Below are 15,554 nucleotides of genomic sequence, written 5' to 3' on the forward strand. Positions count from 1 at the left end.
TCAAATATAAATATTTGTGTCCAGACGGTAGGATGGCAGTGGAAATCCTCTTGTGCTGGGGTTCAGCACAAGAGATTGTAACGAACAGCGGGACAACTCGTGTGGTGCGCAAAGAACTACTGCTCCTAAAAAAACAAACACGAATGACACGAATGCATTCCTTCGAATTCCCATTTCGAACGCGATAGTTTTCCTTAAGCCGTTACTTCCAGCTTGTATCCTTTGCCGCGTACCACTATGATGTTAGTCTTTGGGTCTAATTCTAGTTTTTTTCTAAGTTTTGAGATGAACATATCCAGACTACGGCCTACGATGACGCCTTCGTCTTCCCAAATCTCTTTTTGCAAGCGGCTTCGGGCTATGGTTTCGTTGGGAGCTGAAGCAAAGATGCGCAACAAACGCGTTTCGGTTGCGGTCAAAACTTCGATTGTTTCGTTGATTTGCAGTTGACGTTGTTGCGCATCAAACACGACCAAACCAAAAGTAAATAACTTGTCATCCTCGGTTTTACCTACCGTATTTTTCGGCTTAGCTGGCTTCAAAAAAACAAAACCAAGCAGGGCAAAAAAGGACAAACCTCCCAAAATATACCCATAGTTTGTTGCGAAGCCATTGGGTTTAAAGGTAATGTTGATGGTATAACAAGCTACCGGTTGTTTTCTTCCTAGACAGGCTACAATATCGTCTTTTTTGTTTTTGGAAATGGCGTATCCATAAGTGACAGTCGCGTTGGCGCAGTTAAGCACGCTAACCACATAATCGTTGGCGAGCGGGTCTTTGGCTAACCAACGCTGCGTCGTTTTCACCAGAGCATCGGGTTGAAAGCTAAACGCACTCTCAAAAGTGATTTGATACTCGTTTTCGGCTATCTTTTTGATGGGAAGCACTCTTGAAGTACTGTCGCCAGACTGCAGGAGTATGTCGTGTCCAATACGGCGCAGTAACACTTCTCGTTTAGAACTAGCATAGTTGTCCTTATCCCGAAAGCTAAATCCAACGCAGATTACCACAATAAATAAGAGGCCCATCCATCCGAAGAGGTAGTTGCGTTGTCTGGAAAGGAGATATTGTGTAAATTGCATAGTGTCAAGTTTATATTTACAAAGTTTACATTTTTATTTACAATCCCAATTGCTTCAGCCTTAAAATATTCAAATACATTCGCAGTATCAATTTTAAAAAACGACAACGTTATGAAAAAAACCATCTATTTGTTGACCTTAACCCTGATTTTACTAAGCGGAGTAGTATTGGCTAATTGTGAAATGAAAAATGAAGACAATTCCCCCAAGAAACCAAGCTCGATTGCTGACAAAAAAGCCAATGAAAAAGCAAGAAAAAAATGGGAGGCTTCTCCTGACGGCAAACGGTATATGGCTTGGAAAGTTTCTCCATTAGGCAAAAAAGTGCAGGCTAGTTATGAAAAATTAAAGCCTTCTTTAAAAGCTTTCAGCAAAATCGAAGCCGTGGTTACTTGTATAAACTATCAGCGTCCAAGTACCAATAATTCGGGACCCAAATGGCTTATTGTGGAAATTATGGGTGAACGATACATGATGCAATTCATTCCTAAAGAATTCGAGCTATTAAAAGACCTAAAAGTTAATGACACAATAACTATCAAAAGCCGCAGCGCCGGACTTTCTCCCAATCATCCCCATTTGATTTTATCGAGCGACTATATTGAACACGACAATAAGGTGCTCTTTGAACGTGATTTGAGCAAAAATAATGGGTGTTGAGGTGAAGTAAAACTTCTATTTTGAAATGTAAGTGGTTAGTCTCGAATTAGGTAACGGTAAAATATAAAAAACCCACTAAAGGAAACATTTAGTGGGTTTTGTTGTTGTAGGAAATTGTTAGCAGAGAGGATGGGATTCGAACCCACGATACAGTTACCCATATACAAACTTTCCAGGCTTGCTCCTTCAACCACTCGGACACCTCTCTTTTTGGGATTGCAAATAACTTAAAAAAAAATGGTTTTTGAAAATAATTCACCACTATTATCCCATTTCTCCTCGAATTTCCTTTTCAAATAAGGTTTTAAATTGAGATGGGGGAGTCTTTTGTCCTAACAAATGCATTAATTTGGTTATTGCGGCTTCGGTTGTACAATCTTTGCCAGAGATAACGCCAATTTTTTTGAGTTGCGAACTGGTTTCGTATTGCCCCATATTGACGCTTCCCCCCGAACATTGGGTCACGTTGATGATGTGAACACCAGCTGCAATAGCATTGGCGATAGCAGTTATAAACCATTCGGCCGTAATAGCATTACCTGCGCCAAAGGTCTCTAGTACGATTCCTTTTAAATCGGGTAATTTAAAAATGGTTTCAATGAGGTGCTGATTGATCCCTGGGAAAAGTTTTAGAATAAGGACATTCGTGTCAAAATCTTTATGAACGCGTAGTGGTTTTGAGGCGTCATAAGGCAATAATAAGGACTCGTTAATATTTAAATGCACACCCGATTCGACCAAAAAGGGATAATTGGGCGAACCAAAGGCGTTGAAATGCTCGGCGCTCAATTTGGTGGTACGGTTGCCGCGATACAATTTGTATTCGAAATACAAGCCTACTTCGGTAACTACAGGCTTGCCAGATTTTTGTAAGGAGGCAATTTGTATAGCTGTAATTAAATTTTCTTTGGCATCGGTACGCAAATCCCCTATGGGCAATTGTGAGCCAGTAAAGATAACGGGTTTGCTTAGGTTTTCGAGCATAAAGCTCAAGGCCGAAGCAGAATACGACATTGTATCTGATCCGTGCAATACTACAAAGCCGTCAAATGCTTCGTATTGGGATTCGATTACCTCGGCTATGGCGACCCAATGTTCGGGAGCGATATTCGAGGAATCTATTGGGTTTTCAAAGGAGAAAGTTTCAATGTCGCAATCCAAAAGTTGCAATTCGGGTACCCGTTGTAAAAGCTTTTTAAAATTGAAGGCCTTCAAAGCGCCCGTTTCAAAATCTTTTTGCATACCAATGGTCCCACCGGTATAAATCAAAAGTATTTTGATATTAGAGTTCATGATTGTATTTGCGTTGATTGATAACTGGATTGGCATACATCGATAAAAAACCTTCTAAAACCACAGGATTGTCGTGGTCTATACGCAGTTCTAGACGACGTAAGAATAGCGATTTTTCGTTTTCGGTGTATTTATGTGCGTAAGTTGAGGATTGATGCAACAAATCGTAGGCAATGAAATTGGTAGGCCACAACCTGTAGTTGGACAAAATAGAATCGTCTATGCATTGTGCCAGTGCAAGGATTTGTTTGTTGCTGTTTTCTTCATTGGCCAGGATCGTATCTATTTCTGAGTCAATCACTTTGCCCACATGAATGTGAATGCGTTTTTTTTGCCCCATTACGCCACTCATGATATTCTGAAAGTCTTCATTTTTCTCTTTCACATACACTTCGTTATTGGCTTGTGCTAATAATTGTGGCATTTTTAAAACATCGGTAGGGTCGTATTCGTAAGAAATGGATACTGGCACAATTTTTACTTTTTTGAAATAGTGCATCACATTTTTTTCGTCGGAACCCATGCCAAGCATTTTCAATACACCGGGATTGGTGGCGTCATTGCCGTCTTTGGTTCTACCTTCGCGTTGTGCAATCCAAACCGAACGATTTTCATGCATTAACAATTGTCCGATGTATTCTGACAGGAGTTTGGAGCTTTGTAGCATTTCCCTTGGCGATTGGCCACGCAATACTAAGAAATTGCGGTTGAGTTTGGCTAATATTTTTAAAAAGGACTTTTGTACCAAATTATCTCCAATGGCTGATGCGGTCATGACCAATCCTTTCTCAAATAGCGTAGCATTGAGTAGGGTGGTGTCCAGTAAAATATCCCTATGATTCGAGATGAACAAATACGCAGTATCTTTCTCTAAACGATCAAATCCAGAAGTGGTAAGGCCTTCGGAACTTCTTTCCAATACTTTTAATACGGATTGGTATATAAATTTGCATTGGAAATCAGTGATAGTATTGATTTTTAACAATTGTTCTTTCCAAACCTCTTCAGCCACATTTGGCAAAGAGAATTGCATTAATGCTTTCATCATCGGATGGGGTACTACTTCTCGTAGGGCCTCATTTACTTCGGCATCATAATAGGAACGAATTGCGTCAAATTTTTGCATTATATTTTTACGTTTAGAGTGAACAAAAGAACAAAAAAAATCACAAACTAAGGCACTTTTGTGTTTAAATCCCAAAAACCCTTTTGGAGTTTTCGGTTGTAATTTGGCCTATTTCTGCAACACTGAGTTGATAAATTGAAGCCAGTTTGCTGGCCACTTGCAGCAAATAACTACTCTCATTTCGCTTGCCTCTAAATGGGATAGGGGCCAGATAAGGAGCGTCGGTTTCTAAGACAATGTGTTGTAAATCAATTTTGTGCAAAAATTGATCAATTTTGCCGTTTTTAAACGTAGCCACTCCACCAATCCCTAAAAGCATGTTGTAGGAAATGGCCTGAAGGGCTTGCTCATAAGTGCCGGTAAAGCAATGAAAAATCCCGAACAATTCTGGACTTTTTTCTTCTTCTAGAATTTCAAAAATTTCATCAAAAGCTTCGCGGCAATGTATAACAATTGGCAAATGGTATTTTTTTGCCCACTGAATTTGTTGTCTAAAGGCGATTTGTTGTTCTTTTATGTGAGTTTTGTCCCAATACAAATCGATGCCAATTTCGCCCACTGCGTAGAATTTTCTGGTCGCCAATTCGGTTTCCACATGCTGTAATTCTTCTAGGTAATTATCTTTTACATAAGTAGGATGTAAGCCCATCATAAGGAACACTTGATCTGGGTATTTTTGTTCCAAATCATACATGGCCGAGGTGTGGTTGGAATCAATTGCCGGAATAAAAAAACGGGAAACGCCAGCATTGATGGCTCTTTGCATCATTTCGTGGCGGTCTTGGTCAAATTCTTCAGAATATAAGTGGGTATGCGTATCAGTAAGTATCATCTTTTCAATTTTCGGGTGCAAAGTTAGTATTTTGCACTAGTAGATTTGCAAATTTTAGGCTACTTTTGACAATACTTTAGTCGTATGGAAAACCTGCACGCCATTTTACAATCCGAAAATTACCGCAAAATTCGTTTTAAAATTATCCGAACACAGCATTTGTTGATTAAAGCTAAAATCAACGGCATTCGAGGTAATTTTATTTTGGATACCGGAGCTTCTAGCAGTTGTGTTGGGTTTGAAAGCATTGACTTTTTTCAATTAGAAGCCCAACATTCCAAAACCAAAGCCTCAGGTGCAGGGGCAACCGGTATGCATACCCAACTCTCGGTCAACAATACGTTACAATTGGGCCGATGGAAACACCAAGAGGCGTCTTTAGTTATTTTTGATTTGTCGCACGTCAACGAAGCGCTAGTACAACATAAAGCCAAACCAGTTCATGGAATCATTGGCGCCGATGTATTACTCAAAGGGCAAGCCATTATCGATTACTACAACCATTATTTGTATTTAAAATAGGGCAATTGCCAAGGCACCGCGCTATCCACTATAGTTTTGCAAAACCATAAAGGGTAGTTTTGCAAAAGCTGCCGTTCCTATCGCTATTGCGATGCGTATTTCTATACAACATTTGTTGTAAAAAGACCCAAAAAAAATCCCAAAAACCAATCTTGGAATTTGGGATTTTACTATTGAAGATCGAATTGTATTACAACTCAAATGCTTTTTTAGGATTGTTATCACAAAGCAATTCTACTGGATTTTCTAGAGCCTCTTTCACGGCTACTAAGAAACCAACCGATTCGCGTCCGTCGATGATGCGGTGGTCATACGAAAGTGCCACATACATCATAGGGTGAATTTCTACTTTACCGTTTACGGCTATAGGACGCTCGATGATGTTGTGCATTCCTAAGATTCCTGACTGTGGAGGGTTGATGATAGGAGTAGACAACATGCTGCCAAAAACACCACCGTTAGTGATCGTAAAAGTTCCTCCTGTCATATCATCTACCGTGATTTGTCCTTCGCGAGCTTTGATAGCCAAACGTTTGATTTCAGCTTCGATACCACGGAATGTTAAGTTTTCAGCATTACGAACTACAGGTACCATTAATCCTTTTGGACCAGAAACTGCAATCGAAATATCGCAGAAATCGTAAGCCACTTTATAATCACCATCAATCATAGAGTTTACATCTGGATACAATTGTAAGGCTCTAGTAACCGCTTTGGTGAAAAATGACATGAATCCTAAGCTCACTCCGCCATGCTTCGCTTTGAAAGCATCTTTGTACTCGTTGCGTAAGTTATTGATTGGGGTCATGTTTACTTCATTGAAAGTAGTCAACATGGCCGTGTCGTTTTTAGCAGCTACTAAACGCTCTGATACTTTTCTACGTAACATCGATAATTTAGTGCGCTCTGAGCCACGGTTGCCTCCAGTTGGCGTTCCCATAGAAGCTACGGCATTGATGGCATCGTCTTTAGTAATTCGTCCCGCTTTACCAGTACCAACAACGGTTTCTGGAGCGATATTTTTTTCGTCTAAAATTTTTCTAGCGGCTGGTGAAGGCGTGCCTGCAGCGTAACTTGGTGCTGCTGGAGCTGGTTGAGCAGCTACTGGAGCTGGAGCTTCTACTTTTGCTTCCGCTTTTGGAGTTTCAGCTACTGGAGTAGCCACTGCTGCTGCGCCTGATGGTTTAGCAGCACTTGTATCGATATGACATACTACAGCACCAACGGCTACAGCATCTCCTTCTTCTGCTTTTAAGGTAATGATACCGCTAGCTTCTGCTGGCAACTCTAAAGTAGCTTTATCAGAATCTACTTCGGCAATTGCTTGATCTTTTTCTACATAATCACCATCTTTTACCAACCAAGTGGCTATTTCTACTTCTTTGATGGATTCCCCTGGTGATGGGACTTTCATTTCTAAAATCATCTTCTTTTAGTTTATTGTTTGTAGTTTATGGTTATTAGTTTGAGGCTTATGATTTTTTAGTTTGTATTGAAAATGATATAACTAACTAAAAAACACTGAAGCTTTTATCTAAATAAATTTTTATCAAATACCATTCTAATTGCATCGGCATGACGGCGTTTTGCTCTAGTGTAACTTCCAGATGCTGGCGCTGCATAGGCTTTTAATGAAGCAAGTCTCCATTTTACTAAATCGAAATTGGCCAACATGTAAGTATAAGCCCCCATGTTTTTAGGCTCTTCTTGTGCCCAAACGTAATCATCAACATTTGGATATAGTGCAATGATAGCTTTCAATTGTTCGATTGGCAATGGGAATAACTGTTCGATACGAACTACAGCTACATCATTTCTGCCATTATTAGCTCTTTCCGCTGTGATGTCATAGTAAAACTTACCAGTACAGAATACTAAAGTTTTCACCTCTGCTTTGTTAACTGAGGTATCGTCGATAGTTTCTTGGAATTCGCCATGAGTGAATTCTTCTACAGCCGAAACGCATCTTGGGTCTCTCAACAAACTCTTTGGTGTGAATACTACCAATGGTTTACGGAAATTGGTTTTCATTTGTCTTCTCAACAAGTGGAAAAAGTTAGCAGGTGTAGTACAATCAGCCACATACATGTTTTGACGGGCACACAATTGTAAATAACGTTCCATTCTAGCCGAAGAGTGTTCTGCTCCTTGTCCTTCATAACCATGGGGCAATAGCATTACGATTCCGTTTTGGTTGTTCCATTTGTCCTCTCCACAAGAAATGTATTGGTCAATCATGATTTGAGCTCCGTTTGAGAAATCACCAAATTGTGCTTCCCAAATGGTCAAGCATTTTGGATTGGCTAAGGCATAACCATAGTCAAAACCTAAAACACCATACTCCGAAAGGTGTGAGTTAAAGGCGCTAAAGTTTCCTTTTTTGCCTTCTAGATGATTCAATAAAATCACTTCTTCTTCAGAATCTTCTACTTTTACAACCGCATGACGGTGCGAAAATGTTCCGCGTTCCACATCTTGTCCAGAAATACGAACATCAAAACCTTCGGTCAATAGGGTGCCAAAAGCCATGGCTTCGGCAGTTCCCCAGTCGATTGTATTGTTTTCGTAACCAACTTTTCTATCGGTTATGATCTTGTTGATTTTGTTAATGAATTTTTTATCAGAGGGCAAAGTTGAAATCGTATCAATGATAACATCTAGCCCTTCTTTAGGGTACGCAGTGTCTACTTTTTGAAGCATTTCTACTGCAGTTACTTGTTGGTACCCTTCCCACTCATTTTGCATGAATGGCGTGATGATTGTCAAGTCTTTTTTACGAGACGCTTCAAGGTTATCGTTAAGTTTATCTTTGTATTCTTTTTCGATTTGGTTGACATAAGTTGCGTCAATTACGCGCTCTGCCAATAGTTTTTCGGCATAGATATCTCTAGGATTTTGATGCTTGGCAATCAATTTATATAGAACCGGTTGTGTAAATCTTGGCTCATCCCCTTCGTTGTGACCGTATTTTCTATAGCCTAATAAGTCAATAAATACGTCTTTGCCAAACTCCATTCTAAAATCTAGGGCAAAAGACATGGCGTGTACTACAGCTTCGGCATCATCGGCATTAACGTGCAATACTGGCGAAAGTGTTACTTTGGCAATATCGGTACAATAGGTTGAAGAACGCGCGTCTAAGTAGTTAGTCGTAAATCCTACTTGGTTGTTGATAACAATATGAATGGTTCCGCCTGTTTTGTAACCATCCAATTGTGCCATTTGCACGATTTCGTACAAAATACCTTGTCCTGCAATAGCAGCATCACCATGAACTGCAATAGGTAGTACTTTGGAAAAATCATCTGCAAAGTATTTGTCTTGTTTGGCTCTTGAAATCCCCTCAATTACAGCTCCTACCGTTTCTAAATGCGAAGGGTTTGGTGCCAAATTGATGTTGATTTTCTTGCCTTTACGGGTTACTTTGTCGGCGGTTAATCCTAAATGGTATTTTACGTCACCATCAAAATATTCTTGATCGTAGTCTTTACCATCAAACTCGCTAAAAATGTCTTGGGTAGATTTTCCAAAGATATTGGCCAAAACGTTCAAACGGCCACGGTGTGCCATTCCCATTACGAATTGCTCCACACCTTTATCGGCTGCTTTTTCAATCAAAGCATCAAGCGCAGGAATAATGGTTTCGCCACCTTCTAGAGAAAAACGTTTTTGCCCTACGTATTTGGTGTGTAAGAAGTTTTCAAACGAAACGGCTTCGTTCAATTTTTCAAGAATCACCTTTTTCTCATCAATAGAGAAATTAGGTTGGTTGTCGTTGATACGGATTTTTTGACGAATCCACTCCACGATTTCTGGTTTACGAATAAATACATATTCAATACCGATATGTTGACAATAAATACGTTCTAAGTGTCCAATGAGTTCTCTTAAAGTACAAGGCTCTTTACCGATTACTTTGGCAGCATCAAAAACCACATCCATATCCGAAGCCACAAGTCCAAAGTTTTCAATGTCTAAAGTAGGCAAATACACACGACGATCGCGAACAGGGTTTGTTTTGGTAAACAAATGCCCTCGCATACGGTAGCCGTCAATTAATTTAATTACTTTAAACTCTTTTTGAAGCTTTTCAGAAATGGCATTAGCGTCAGCAGTGTTTGTAGGTGTTGTGTTGGAAACTACTGGGGCAGAATGGTACACTGGGTTTTCTTCGTTGTAAGTAGTCATTCCAAAATCGAACCCCTGAAAAAAACTTCTCCAACTGGGTTCAACACTATCTGGATTTTCTAAATATTGATCATATAATTGTGCAAAAAATTCGGTATGTGCTGCGTTTAAAAATGAAAACCTATCCATAATTTTTGTTTGAAAGTATTTTAAAATAGTCCGACAAAAGTACAATAAACAGTTATATATTAATCATTTTTTTCCTTACATTTACTCTGAAAAATGTTAAAAAACACCCTTTACTATGAAAAAAAATGAATTTTTTGTGGCTATTACTGCAATTGTAGTTTTTGTCTTAGTCGGATTTACGCAATCGTTATATGCGCAACAGGCGCAATCTTATGGAATTAACAAAAAAATACAGTTTGGAGGAGGGCTTGGTTTGAATTTTGGATCGGGTTTTACAGATGTTTCTATTGCTCCTAGTGCTATTTATAATGTGAACCCATTTTTGGCTGTCGGGGGAAGTTTGCAATTAGGCTATATCAAAGTAAGAAACAGTTATGAAACGTTTACTTATGGCGGTAGTGTAATTGGGTTAGTGAACCCCATACCTCAAATTCAACTTTCGGCAGAATTAGAGCAATTGCGTTTTAATACCGACTTTAGGTTTGGTGGCTCACTCAATTTCTGGAATACGGCCTTGTATTTGGGTGCGGGTTATAGAGCCAATAATGTTACCTTTGGGGTGCGTTATGACGTTTTGCATGATGACAACAAAAGCATCTATAGCGAAGCTTTTATGCCTTTTGTGAGAGTGTATTTCTAACGTTTTTTATAACTCATCTCCACATTGTTGGCAATATCTAGCATTCTCAAGATGATCCGCATTGCCACATTGTTCACAAACTTTTTCATGGCTTTTTAGCCTGTTATCTTTTGATTTGGCCATCTCTGCCGAAACGATACCTGTGGGTACAGCTATAATTCCATAGCCTAAAACCATAACGATGGAGGCGATAAGTTGCCCTAAAGGGGTAATGGGCGAGATATCGCCATATCCCACGGTGGTAAGGGTAACGATGGCCCAATAAATGGAAATGGGAATGCTGGTAAATCCTCCTTTTTCACCTTCAACCAGATACATAGTGGCTCCAATAATGATGGTACTTACGACTACAAAATACATAAAGATCATTATTTTTCCTTTGCTTGCAAGCAAGGCTTCTCTCAAATGTTTGGAGTGGTTGTTAAATTGGGGAAGGTTTAAAATTTTAAACAATCGCAACAGACGAAAGGCTCTAACGACCAAAAATATATTAGCGCCACTAAAAACAAAAGAAAGGTACATGGGTAATATGGCCATTAAATCAATTAAACCATAAAAACTAAAAATATAATGTAGGGGTCTTTTAATGGTAATGATTCTCAGGATATATTCAATAGTAAAAAATACCGTGATAATCCATTCGAATATCATCAGATAGAAATGGTATTCTTTGTCAATTGATTTGACAGATTCCAACATGATTAATAGTACGCTCAAAACAATTAAACCCAGCAGTATCAAATCAAATAGGCGACCTGCCAAAGTGTTGGTGCCATAAATGATGATTTGGGCCTTTTGCTTGAATACGTCAAATTGGGTTTTAAATGCCTTCATTTTGTAAATATAATCAATTGAATGTATTTGCAAAATGTTGATATTGAATAAAATATCAGTATGAATTATTTGTAATAATTTCTAAACCACACTTTTTGCCATTCTCTTTTTAGTATTAAAAAGGCTACTTGTCCGGACAATGCTATAATATCCGATCCATCGAGTTGTTTGATGTCTTTTTCTGGGACATCAATGATGTATAACAAATTGAGGTATTCCGCAAACTTATACTGTATGAGGCGATAGATTTTTTCTTGCAATTGAATTTTTAGTTCCTCTGGTAACAAGCTCAATGGAAAATCAACCCCTTCGTTGGCCAAATTAAAATCTTTATTGATTTGAAGTATCAATTTTTCGTACAAGTTGGCTTTTTCAGCTTCTGAAAGTAAATGATCGGTGTTTAGAGGTGCTATATACATACCTTGGTTTTGTGTGATATTTGGGAAATCAAAATGAATTTGAACCTTATGCTTAATTTCTAAAATTGCAAAACCATGTTTATACTTTTCTTCCCATTAAATTTTCTCCAAAAGCCTTTAGCACCGCTTTTTTATCAGTAGCTATTTTTATTTTTTCTAAGGTAGCAAATGCTTTAATGGTGTAATCTTTTATAGCCTCTTGGGTTGCTTTTGCGGCTCCAGTGTCTTCGAAAATTTGCTTGACTTCACGAATTTTTTCTGTATTATCCTCGAATGATTGTGAAAACAATTGGAGTAGGCGACTTTTTTGAGTCTCGTTTGAAAACTCGATCGCTTTTAGATATAAATAGGTTTTTTTATTTTCTATAATATCGCCTCCCACTTGTTTTCCAAAGGTGGCAGGATCTCCAAAGGCATCCAAATAATCATCTTGCAATTGAAAAGCTAATCCAAGATTTAACCCAAAATCATAAATTAAATTTCCATTTGATTTGGAAGTTTTAGCAATAATGGCTCCCATTTTCATAGCCGCAGCCACCAAAACAGCAGTTTTGTATTCTATCATTTTTAAATACTCAGGGATGGTAACATCGTTGCGTGTTTCAAAATCGACATCCCATTGTTGGCCTTCACATACTTCCAAAGCCGTTTTACTAAATAGTTTAGCTAGTTTTCTGAAGGTTTTTGGTTGGTATTTTTCAAAATTTTGATAGGCTAATATTAACATGGCATCACCCGATAGAATTCCGGTATTGGTATCCCATTTTTCGTGTACGGTTTGGTGCCCTCTACGTAGTGGCGCCGCATCCATAATGTCATCGTGAACTAAAGAAAAATTGTGAAACATCTCTACAGCCAAGGCTGCGGGTAGCGCTTTGGAGTAATCGGCATCAAATACTTCGGCGGCCATCAAAGTTAAAATAGGACGTATGCGTTTTCCGCCTAAATTCAGGATGTATTGGATAGGTAGGTACAAATTTTTGGGTTCTTTTTCAAGCGATTGCTGCTCTAAAAACGATTCAAAATAGGTCTGGTACGCCGAGATGGAATGCATAATGTTAATGTTCTTTTAATTAAGGTCAAATATACAACTCCATGATGATATATTTGCATTTTTATTGTTTAAGATTAAATCTGATTACTTTAAACTTGTGTTAACAAAATCGACCTAAAATGTAAAATATTGTTAATTTTTGAAGAAGCTCAAAAAACAACGGAAACTATTTTGGTACCTAAAGTTTCCTTTCTATATTTGTTCTCTCAAAATCAATAATACGTAACATCAATTTTATTAACTCCCCAAGTTATGAATGTAAAGAACAGAATTAACTCCGCTCAATCCGATGTGTTATTAGAAGATCACGGTTCATTGATTGCCTATATGGATGGGACAACCAATCAATTTAGTGGTTATGTTGTCATGCAAGATGACGAAATAGAAGACGCCGAAGTAGAGTTTGTTTTGCACATCAATCCAACGGTAAATCGAAAAGATTCGAGTAGATCTGCGGCCAAATTGAATCCTTTTTTTAAAGAAGATGCACGTCCAACGATTCGTTTTAAGTCGACTTCTTTCGAAAAAGTGCATCGCAACATTAATTTTTTAAAAGGAGATTTGACCATAAAAAATGTGACAAAAACCTTAGAATTGGCCACTGAATTTGTAGGGATTCACAATTACGACGGTCAAAACAAAGGCGCATTAGAGGTAACTACTACCATCAAGCCTGAAGATTTTAATTTATGGCAATCGGATGAACAGCCCCGCATGACAGGTACTTATGCGCAAGAAGTAAAATTAACAGCCAATTTAGAGTTTGTAGTGTAAAAGAACAATTATGAAGGAAAAAATTATGGCAAAAGCCAGTGAATTGTTTTTGAGATTGGGTTTCAAAAGCATTACGATGGACGATATTGCCAGTGAAATGTGTATTTCCAAAAAAACGATTTATAAATACTTCTGCAACAAAGAAGTGTTGATTGAGGAAAGCACCGAAGTGATGCACAATGAAATTCATCACCAAATAAATGCGATAGTGAAAGCCAATTTCAATGCCATTGAAGAGAACTTTGAAATTAAAAAGAAATTTAAAGAAATGTTCAAAACAGCTGATAGTTCTCCTATTTATCAATTAAAGAAACATTATCCTGAGATCTATCAAAAAGTAATTACTAGAGAAATTACCGAATGTACTTCCTTTTTTAGACAGAATATCGAAAAAGGAATAGCAGAGGGATTGTACAGAAATGAGGCTGCCATAGATACTTACATCAAGTTTTACTATACTTTGTTGTTTGACATTCATGGCAATACCATGTCTGAAAAGGAAGCACAAGAACTTGAATTATTGGTCCTTGAATACCATACTAGAGCCTTGGCTACACCGGCTGGGATAGCTGAACTAGAAAAACAATTGGCCATACATACCCAGCAGCCTATCACAATTGTATAATCAATTTTTTGAATTTAATATAAACCAACTTTATGAAATACCCACTGTCCTTACTGTGTATTGCCTTATTTATGGGTCAAATACATGCTCAAGAAGTGATGAAACTCACTTTGAAAGACGCTTTAGCTTATGCACTTGAGAATAAAGCCGAAGCCAAAAAATCAAAACTCAAGATTGAAAATAGTGAGTACCAAATTCAAGAAATCCGCTCTAGAGCTTTGCCTCAAATCGCTTTCAATGGTAGTTTAACCTATAATCCGATTCTTCAAACACAAGTAATTGATGGAGATAATTTTGGTCAACCAGGTACTACATTACAAGCAGTATTTGGTCAAAAATGGAATTCTATTGGAGGAATTACCTTGTCTCAAAACCTTTTTGATCAATCGGTGTTTACTGGATTAAGAGCGGCCAAAACGACGCGTCAGTTTTATCAAATTAATGATCAACTTACCGAGGAGCAAGTAATTGAAGCGGTGGCCAATAACTATTATCAAATATATGTTTTAAAGCAAAAACTTGATTTATTGGAAAACACCTTCAAGATTACACAAAAAGTTAGAGACATCGTAGAAGGTCAATTTCAAAATGGCTTGGCTAAAAAAATAGATTTGGACCGTATGAATGTAAGGGTAACCAACGTAACTACGCAAAAGCAACAAATTCTGAATTTATTGACTCTTCAAGAAAATACGCTAAAATTCTTTATAGGAATGCCTATTTCTACAAAAATTGAGTTACCAAATAATGATTTTAAATTACGTCCAGTAGATTTGACTGAAGCACCAGATCCAAATAATCGTACTGAAATATTGCTTTTGAAAAAACAAGAAGAAATGTTAGAGTTTCAGAAAAAAGCAGCTTTGGCAGGCTATTATCCAACGTTGTCTTTGGTAGCCAATTATAATTTCTTTGGTCAAGGACCACAAATGCCTTGGTTTAAACTGCCTTCCAATGGCGTGTACTGGTCTGATTTTTCTTCCATCGGATTAAATTTACGAGTGCCTATTTTTTCAGGATTCGGAACCCGTGCCAGAGTAAGACAAACCGATGTAGAATTGCGTTCGATTCAAGAGGATATCAAAGATACTCAATTGGCCATGGAATTGGATTATAAAAATGCCAATACGCAAATTGAAAACAGCATGATTACCATCAACAATCAAAAAGAAAACATGCGTTTGGCCGAAGAAATTCTTAAAAATACGAACAATAACTATTTACAAGGATTAGCTTCATTGACCGATTTGCTCGATGCTGAAAATGCTTCAAGCGAAGCGCAAAATAATTACACAGCCGCCATTTTGGATTACATTTTGGCCGAAATTAAATTAATAAAATCTAAAGGGGAATTAAAAACATTAGTAAACCAATAA

Annotated in this window: 16 protein-coding genes and 1 tRNA gene; 7 read left to right on the forward strand and 10 right to left on the reverse strand. The window is 37.9% G+C overall.

The features are described 5' to 3' along the window. A partial coding sequence (locus tag ACZIX2_RS11630; protein ID WP_463340260.1) for a hypothetical protein occupies window positions 1-188 on the forward strand: 188 nt, incomplete at its 5' end. A gap of 6 nt (window positions 189-194) precedes the next feature. Here the strand turns inward: ACZIX2_RS11630 and ACZIX2_RS11635 are convergent. Beyond that, window positions 195-1,028: a winged helix-turn-helix domain-containing protein gene (locus ACZIX2_RS11635; RefSeq protein ID WP_463340261.1), complete on the reverse strand. Its 834-nt coding sequence runs from the start codon at window positions 1,026-1,028 to the stop codon at window positions 195-197. Between the two features lie 165 nt (window positions 1,029-1,193). On the opposite strand from ACZIX2_RS11635, the gene ACZIX2_RS11640 reads away from it, so the two are divergent. Then, window positions 1,194-1,742 carry a hypothetical protein gene (locus ACZIX2_RS11640; RefSeq protein ID WP_463340262.1) on the forward strand — a complete coding sequence of 183 codons (549 nt, stop codon included), beginning with the start codon at window positions 1,194-1,196 and terminating at the stop codon, window positions 1,740-1,742. A gap of 121 nt (window positions 1,743-1,863) precedes the next feature. Here ACZIX2_RS11640 and ACZIX2_RS11645 read toward each other — a convergent pair. The 4 genes from ACZIX2_RS11645 to ACZIX2_RS11660 form a co-directional block, all read right to left on the reverse strand. Next, window positions 1,864-1,950 (reverse strand) — tRNA-Ser (locus ACZIX2_RS11645). 56 nt (window positions 1,951-2,006) lie between these two features. Next, window positions 2,007-3,035 carry an asparaginase gene (locus tag ACZIX2_RS11650; protein WP_463340263.1) on the reverse strand — a complete coding sequence of 343 codons (1,029 nt, stop codon included), beginning with the start codon at window positions 3,033-3,035 and terminating at the stop codon, window positions 2,007-2,009. Next, window positions 3,025-4,161 carry a 1-acyl-sn-glycerol-3-phosphate acyltransferase gene (locus ACZIX2_RS11655; RefSeq protein WP_463340264.1) on the reverse strand — a complete coding sequence of 379 codons (1,137 nt, stop codon included), beginning with the start codon at window positions 4,159-4,161 and terminating at the stop codon, window positions 3,025-3,027. Before ACZIX2_RS11655 ends, ACZIX2_RS11650 begins: the two co-directional genes overlap by 11 nt. 64 nt (window positions 4,162-4,225) lie before the next feature. Beyond that, complete coding sequence (locus ACZIX2_RS11660; RefSeq protein WP_463340265.1) at window positions 4,226-4,993, reverse strand: TatD family hydrolase; 768 nt, start codon at window positions 4,991-4,993, stop codon at window positions 4,226-4,228. Between the two features lie 84 nt (window positions 4,994-5,077). Between ACZIX2_RS11660 and ACZIX2_RS11665 the strand changes: the two genes are divergently transcribed. Next, window positions 5,078-5,515: a retropepsin-like aspartic protease gene (locus ACZIX2_RS11665; protein WP_463340266.1), complete on the forward strand. Its 438-nt coding sequence runs from the start codon at window positions 5,078-5,080 to the stop codon at window positions 5,513-5,515. Window positions 5,516-5,705: 190 nt separating this feature from the next. Here ACZIX2_RS11665 and odhB read toward each other — a convergent pair whose 3' ends face one another. Together odhB and ACZIX2_RS11675 are read right to left on the reverse strand one after the other, a co-directional pair. After that, window positions 5,706-6,941 (reverse strand): 2-oxoglutarate dehydrogenase complex dihydrolipoyllysine-residue succinyltransferase, encoded by a 1,236-nt coding sequence (gene odhB / locus ACZIX2_RS11670; protein WP_463340267.1) that lies wholly within the window; start codon window positions 6,939-6,941, stop codon window positions 5,706-5,708. A gap of 104 nt (window positions 6,942-7,045) precedes the next feature. Next, on the reverse strand, window positions 7,046-9,832 hold the full coding sequence (locus tag ACZIX2_RS11675) for a 2-oxoglutarate dehydrogenase E1 component (protein ID WP_463340268.1): 2,787 nt from the start codon (window positions 9,830-9,832) through the stop codon (window positions 7,046-7,048). A 115-nt stretch (window positions 9,833-9,947) separates the two neighbouring features. On the opposite strand from ACZIX2_RS11675, the gene ACZIX2_RS11680 reads away from it, so the two are divergent. Further along, window positions 9,948-10,472: a hypothetical protein gene (locus ACZIX2_RS11680; protein ID WP_463340269.1), complete on the forward strand. Its 525-nt coding sequence runs from the start codon at window positions 9,948-9,950 to the stop codon at window positions 10,470-10,472. Between the two features lie 6 nt (window positions 10,473-10,478). Here ACZIX2_RS11680 and ACZIX2_RS11685 read toward each other — a convergent pair whose 3' ends face one another. The 3 genes from ACZIX2_RS11685 to ACZIX2_RS11695 form a co-directional block, all read right to left on the reverse strand. Beyond that, entirely contained in the window at window positions 10,479-11,306 is an 828-nt protein-coding gene (locus ACZIX2_RS11685; protein WP_463340270.1) for an ion transporter, read from the reverse strand. Window positions 11,307-11,371: 65 nt separating this feature from the next. Beyond that, on the reverse strand, window positions 11,372-11,725 hold the full coding sequence (locus tag ACZIX2_RS11690) for a hypothetical protein (RefSeq protein ID WP_463340271.1): 354 nt from the start codon (window positions 11,723-11,725) through the stop codon (window positions 11,372-11,374). Window positions 11,726-11,804: 79 nt separating this feature from the next. Beyond that, window positions 11,805-12,779, reverse strand: a complete 975-nt coding sequence (locus tag ACZIX2_RS11695; RefSeq protein WP_463340272.1) for a polyprenyl synthetase family protein — start codon at window positions 12,777-12,779, stop codon at window positions 11,805-11,807. A gap of 252 nt (window positions 12,780-13,031) precedes the next feature. On the opposite strand from ACZIX2_RS11695, the gene ACZIX2_RS11700 reads away from it, so the two are divergent. The 3 genes from ACZIX2_RS11700 to ACZIX2_RS11710 are packed head-to-tail and all read left to right on the forward strand — an operon-like array spanning window position 13,032 to window position 15,554. Then, entirely contained in the window at window positions 13,032-13,553 is a 522-nt protein-coding gene (locus tag ACZIX2_RS11700) for a YceI family protein (protein ID WP_463340273.1), read from the forward strand. 10 nt (window positions 13,554-13,563) lie between these two features. Beyond that, window positions 13,564-14,178, forward strand: a complete 615-nt coding sequence (locus tag ACZIX2_RS11705) for a TetR/AcrR family transcriptional regulator (RefSeq protein WP_463340274.1) — start codon at window positions 13,564-13,566, stop codon at window positions 14,176-14,178. Window positions 14,179-14,210: 32 nt separating this feature from the next. Further along, window positions 14,211-15,554, forward strand: coding sequence for a TolC family protein (locus tag ACZIX2_RS11710; RefSeq protein ID WP_463340275.1), 1,344 nt, complete (start codon window positions 14,211-14,213; stop codon window positions 15,552-15,554).

Source organism: Flavobacterium riviphilum, assembly GCF_055231795.1.